Genomic DNA, 1,038 nt, shown 5'->3' with positions numbered 1-1,038 from the left:
GGTCAATGGAGCGCTCGAAACCCTGCTCATTCCGTCGGCCAGCAATGCCGAGCTGAAGAGCCTGCTCGAAACCGGCCTCAAGATCTTCCAGGGGCATGAGCAGCATGCCGAACATGTCGCCGGCATGTTGAAATGAAAGCGGCCGTGCTGATCCGACCGCTCCTTGCCTGGCTGGCGCTGGTGCTTGCCGCCGGCCCGGCGCCGGCAGCGACGATCGAGGTGACGATCGACAAGCTCGTCTTCTCGCCCGCAAGCGTCGAGGCCAGGGTCGGCGACACGCTCGAGTGGGTGAACAAGGACGCATTCGCCCACACCGCCACGGTGAAGGGCGGCTGGGAGGTGATGATCCCGCCGAAGGCGAAGGGAAAACTGACCCTCAAGACGGCGGGAGCGGTTGATTATTTCTGCCGCTTCCATCCCAACATGAAAGGCCGATTGGTAGTGGCGCCCTGAAAATCTGGGCCGGTGGCGGGACTTGGCCGCAAATACCAAGCCCCGTCACTCCGGAGCACCCGTCACTCCGCAGCAATTGAGCACGGAACAGTCGCGCCAGGGATCAGAGCGCCAGCCATGCCGTGCCAGCCGCCAGCGTCAGCAGCGTCAATGGCAGGCCGACTTTGAAGAAAGCGCCGAACGACAGCGACGTGCCGGCGGCGCGCGCCTGTTCGGCAACGATCAGATTGGCGACCGAGCCCAGGAGCGTGAAATTGCCGGCCAGCGTCGAGCTCATGGCGACGACCAGCCAGGCGCGCGCGGGGTTTTCCAGGCCGGGGATGAAGGGCCGCAGCGCCAGCACGGCCGGCACGTTGCTCATTATGTTGGAGAGCACCGCGGTGAAGCCCGACAGGCGCCAGACGTCGTCCAGCCCGAGGTTCTTGGCCGATGCGACGATGTCCGGTGTCAGCAGCGTTCGTTCGGCGCCGGCAACCACGATGAACAGGCCGGCGAACATGAACAGCAATGGCCCGTCGATTTCGCGATAGATGCGCTCTGGTTTGATGGCGCGGGTGAGCAGGAGGATGGCGCCGCCGATGAGCG

At 64.7% G+C, this 1,038-nt stretch carries 2 protein-coding genes and 1 pseudogene; 2 read left to right on the top strand and 1 reads right to left on the bottom strand.

Annotated features, from left to right (window positions below):
• Nucleotides 1–136 (top strand): annotated as a pseudogene (locus FJ980_RS34205) (DUF4142 domain-containing protein); the annotation flags it as partial.
• Complete coding sequence (locus FJ980_RS34200; protein WP_140547735.1) at nt 133–453, top strand: cupredoxin family copper-binding protein; 321 nt, start codon at nt 133–135, stop codon at nt 451–453. The pseudogene FJ980_RS34205 and the gene FJ980_RS34200, both read left to right, overlap by 4 nt.
• 103 nt (nt 454–556) lie before the next feature.
• Here FJ980_RS34200 and FJ980_RS34195 read toward each other — a convergent pair.
• Nucleotides 557–1,038: SLC13 family permease (locus FJ980_RS34195; protein WP_281406372.1), on the bottom strand; the 482-nt coding region annotated here is incomplete at its 5' end.

The sequence above is a fragment of the Mesorhizobium sp. B1-1-5 genome (genome assembly GCF_006443065.1).
In the GTDB taxonomy this organism is placed as follows: Bacteria; Pseudomonadota; Alphaproteobacteria; order Rhizobiales; family Rhizobiaceae; genus Mesorhizobium.
Note: the sequence above shows the minus strand (reverse complement) of the source record. Positions and strands in the feature narration are given on the sequence as shown.